The organism is Streptomyces aurantiacus JA 4570 (assembly GCF_000414115.1).
GTDB classification, from domain to species: domain Bacteria; phylum Actinomycetota; class Actinomycetes; order Streptomycetales; family Streptomycetaceae; genus Streptomyces; species Streptomyces aurantiacus_A.
The window spans coordinates 1-4894 of the sequence record NZ_AOPZ01000376.1; the positions used below are offsets into that span (position 1 = coordinate 1).

The window sequence follows — 4894 nt, forward strand, 5'->3', positions numbered from 1 at the left end:
TCATCCGCGCCGCCCTCGCGGACGCCGGCCTGACGCCCGCCGACGTCGACGCGGTCGAGGCGCACGGCACGGGCACCACGCTCGGCGACCCCATCGAGGCCCAGGCCCTGATCGCCACGTACGGCAAGGACAGGCCCGAGGGCCAGCAGCCCCTGTGGCTGGGCTCCTTGAAGTCCAACGTCGGCCACACGCAGGCCGCGGCGGGCGTCGTCGGTGTCATCAAGATGGTCCAGGCGATCCACCGGGGCACGCTGCCCAAGACCTTGCACGTGGACGAGCCGAGCCCGCACGTGGACTGGTCGGCGGGGTCCGTGGAGCTGCTGACCGAGGCGCGCGCCTGGCCCGAGCGGGCCGACGGCGCGCCGCGGCGCGCGGGCGTCTCGTCGTTCGGCATGAGCGGCACGAACGCGCACGTCGTCGTCGAGCAGCCGCCGGCCGACGAGCCGGTGGCCGCGGACGACGAGCCCTCCGGGGCCGCCGCACCGGCCGTCACGGCGGGCGTCGTCGGCGGGCGTCGTGCCCCTGGCCCTGTCGGCGAAGACGCCGGAGGCGCTGCGGGCGCAGGCGGGGCGGCTGCGCGAACACCTCCTCGCCCACACCGGGTCGGGCGTGGGCGATGTGGCGTGGTCGTTGGCGGTGGCGCGGTCGCGGGTGGTCGTTGGCGGTGGCGCGGTCGCGGTTCGAGCACCGGGGCGTGGTCCTCGGGCAGGACCGGGACGAGCTGCTCGCCGGGCTCGAGCGCCTGGCCGAGGGCGACGGCGCCTCTGGTGGGGTGGTCACCGGGCGGGCCCAGGGCGGCAGCGGCACCGGCAGTGGCACCGGCGCCGACAGCGTCCGTCCCGTGTTCGTGTTCCCGGGGCAGGGCTCGCAGTGGGCCGGCATGGCCCGTGAACTGCTGGACCAGTCGCCGGTGTTCGCGGAGCGGATGCGGGAGTGCGCGGAGGCCCTGTCGAGTTCGTGGACTGGGATCTGTTCGAGGAGCTGAGCGGCGAGCGGTTCGACCGGGTGGACGTGGTCCAGCCGGTGTGCTGTTCGCGGTGATGGTGTCGCTGGCCGCCGTCTGGCGCGCGGCGGGCGTGGAGCCCGCGGCCGTGGTCGGCCACAGCCAGGGCGAGATCGCCGCCGCCTGCGTCGCGGGCGCCCTGTCCCTGGAGGACGCGGCCTGGGTGGTGGCGCTGCGCAGCCAGGCCATCCTCGAACTCTCCGGCCGCGGCGGCATGGTGTCCGTACCCCTGCCCGAGGAGCAGGTGCGCACCATCCTGGCCCAGTGGGGCGACGACCTCTCGGTGGCCGCGGTCAACGGCCCCGCCCACGTCGTCGTCTCCGGCGCCACGCGGGCACTGGAGGAGCTCGTCGCGCAGTGCGTGGCTCAGGACATCCGTGCGCGGACGATCCCCGTCGACTACGCCTCGCACTCTTCGTACGTGGAGCAGATCGAGCAGCAGATGGCGCGGGTCCTCGCGCCGGTCGCGCCCCGGTCGCCCGAGGTGCCGCTGTTCTCCACCCTCACCGGCGACTGGCTGGCCGATGACACCCTCATGGACGCGGACTACTGGTACCGCAACCTGCGCCGCACGGTCCTCTTCGAGCACGCCACCCGCGGCCTTCTGGCCGAGGGGCACGGGCTGTTCATCGAGATGAGCCCGCACCCGGTCCTGACCGTCCCGGTCCAGGCCACCATCGACGACGCCGACAGCCCCGCCGCCACGATCGGCTCCCTGCGCCGCGACGAGGGCGGCGCCAGGCGCCTGCTCACGTCCCTCGCCGAGGCCCACGTCCACGGCGCGGAGCCGGACTGGGCCGCTCTCCTCCCCGGCGAGCGGGCCGTCGTGGACCTGCCCACGTATCCCTTCCAGCGCCGCCATTACTGGCTGACCGAGGAGCGGGCCTCCGGCGGGGTCGTCCCCGCCGCCGGGGAGGCAGCCTCGGACGCGGCCGAGGCCCGCTTCTGGGAGGCCGTGGAGCGCGAGGACGTGGACGAACTGACGTCCACCCTCGACGGCGTGGCGCAGGGCGCGCTCAGCGAGGTGCTGCCCGGCCTCTCCGCGTGGCGGCGGCAGCGGCGCGAGCGTGCCGTCATCGACAGTTGGCGCTACCGCGTCGCCTGGCAGCCGCTGCCTGCCGGCCGCCTGCCCTCGGCACGCCTGTCGGGGCGGTGGCTGGTCGTGGTCCCCGACAGCGCGCGGGATCACCCGTGGGTCACGGGTGCCGCCGACGCGCTGACGGGCGCGGGTGCCGAAGCGGTGCGGTGGTGCCCGGGCACGGAGGAGACCACGCGTGACGGGCTGGCGGCGCGGTTGCGGGAGGCGGCCGGGAGCGGCGGATCCGCTGACGCGGAGGGTGACGGAACCGGCTCCGGCGACGTGCCGCTCGTCGGTGTCGTCTCGCTGCTCGGCCTCGACGAGACCCCCTTGGACGAGCACACCGCCGTGCCCGCCGGGCTCGCGGCCACCGTGGCGCTGGTGCAGGCCCTCGGCGACATCGGCTCCGACGCCCGCCTGTGGGCCCTGACCCAGGGCGCCGTGTCGACGGGCCGCAGCGACCGCCTCGACCACCCCGTCCAGGCCCACCTGTGGGGCCTCGGCCGGACCGTCGCCCTCGAACACCCCGACCGCTGGGGCGGACTCGTCGACGTACCCCGCTCCTACGACACCCGCGCGGGCGCCCGCCTCGCCGCGATCCTCGCCGCGGCCGCGGACCCTGCCCCGGAAGGCGCCCCGGCCGGCCCCGGCACCGAGGACCAGCTCGCGGTACGCGGCTCCGGAGTCTTCGTACGCCGCCTCCTCAGGGGCGAGGCGACGGGCGCCGGTCTCACCCGGCACACCCGATGGACGCCGAGGGGCACGGTCCTGGTCACCGGCGGGACGGGTGCGCTCGGCGGGCATGTGGCGCGCTGGCTGGCGCGTGAGGGCGCCGAACACCTCGTCCTGACGAGCCGTCGCGGCCCCGACGCCCCCGGAGCGGCGGAGCTGCGCGCCGAGTTGGAGGAGCACGGCGCCCGGGTCACCGTCGCGGCGTGCGACGCGGCGGACCGTCAGGCGCTGGCGCGCGTCCTGGACGGCATACCCGCCGACGCGCCCCTGACGGCCGTCGTCCACACCGCCGGAATCCTGGACGACGGCGTCGTCGACGGCCTCACCCCCGAGCGCTTCGACGGCGTGCTGCGTCCCAAGTCCCCGGCGGCCACGACCCTGCACGAACTCACCCGCGACCTGGACCTGGACGCGTTCGTCCTGTACTCGTCGGCGTCCGGCGCGCTCGGCAGCGCGGGCCAGGCCAACTACGCCGCCGCCAACGCCTACCTCGACGCGCTCGCCGAACAGCGCCGCGCCGACGGCCTGCCCGCGACCTCCATCGCCTGGGGCACCTGGGACGGCGCCGGTCTCGCCGACACGGCCGTACGCTCCGATCGGGCACGGCGCGACGGCATGCCGCCGATGCCGCCCGAGCCCGCCGTCGCAGCCCTGCGGGACGCGGTGGAACGCGGCGACGCCCACGTCGTCGTCGCCGCCGTCGACTGGGACACCTTCCTGCCGGGCTTCGTCGCCGCCCGGCCCAACCCGCTCTTCGACGCACTCCCCGAAGTACGGCGGCGGACGGCCGACTCGGCCGATGGCACCCCGGACACGTCCGGCGCCGCCACCGTCACCGGCCCCGAGTGGATACGACGGCTCGCCCCGCTGCCCCCGGCGGAACGCGACGCCGCCCTCGTCACCTTCGTACGCTCCCAGGCCGCCGCCGTCCTCGGACACTCCGCGCCCGACGCCGTCGACCCCGCCCGCGCGTTCCGCGAGCTGGGCTTCGACTCGCTCACCGCCGTGGAACTCCGCAACCGCGTCCAGGCGGCCACCGGCCTGCGCCTGCCCGCCTCGCTGGTCTTCGACTACCCCAACTCCGCCGTCCTCGCCGCCCACTTGGCGGAGGAGGCGTTCGGAGCCGCCGCCGCGCAGCAGCAACCCCACGGTGCTCCCGCCCCCGGGCGGGCCGCCGACGCGGCGCCGGACGACGGCGACCCCATCGCGATCGTCGCGATGACGTCGCGATGAGCTGCCGCTTCCCCGGCGACGTACGCTCCCCCGAGGACCTGTGGCGCCTGGTCGCCGAAGGCCGCGACGCCATGGGCGAGTTCCCCGGCGACCGCGGCTGGGACCTCGCCGAGCTGTACGACCCGGACCCCGACCGCGCGGGCAGGACCTATGTCCGCGAGGGCGGATTCCTGCGCGACGCGGGCGAGTTCGACGCGGACTTCTTCGGCATCTCGCCCCGCGAGGCCCTCGCCATGGACCCGCAGCAGCGCCACCTCCTGGAAACCTCCTGGGAGCTGTTCGAGCGCGCGGGCATCGACCCGACGACCCTGCGCGGCACCCGCGCCGGCGTCTTCGTCGGCTCCAACGGCGACGACTACATCTCCCGCATGGCCGCCGTCCCCCAGGACATCGAGAGCCACGTCCTCACCGGCAACGCCGTGAGTGTCATGTCCGGCCGCCTTTCGTACGCGTTCGGCCTGGAAGGCCCGGCGGTGACCGTCGACGGCGGTGACCGTCGACACGGCCTGCTCGGCGTCCCTGGTGGCCCTGCACCTCGCCGCGCAGGCGCTGCGCCAGGGCGAGTGCGACATGGCCCTCGCGGGCGGCGTGACGGTCATGGCGTCACCGGACACCTTCGTGCAGTTCAGCCGTCAGCGTGGCCTTGCTGTGGACGGCCGGTGCAAGGCGTTCGCGGAGGCGGCCGACGGCGCGGAGGCGGCGGACGGCACCGGCTGGGGCGAGGGCGTCGGTCTGCTGTTGCTGGAGCGCCTGTCGGACGCGCGGCGTCTCGGCCATGAGGTCTTGGCCGTCGTGCGCGGTTCCGCCGTGAACCAGGACGGGGCGAGCAACGGCCTGACCGCTCCGAA

The 4894-nt window shown here is 75.7% G+C and carries 1 pseudogene; it reads left to right on the plus strand.

Going from position 1 to position 4894, the window contains the following annotated elements:
- Positions 1-4894 (plus strand): annotated as a pseudogene (locus tag STRAU_RS44980) (SDR family NAD(P)-dependent oxidoreductase); the annotation flags it as partial.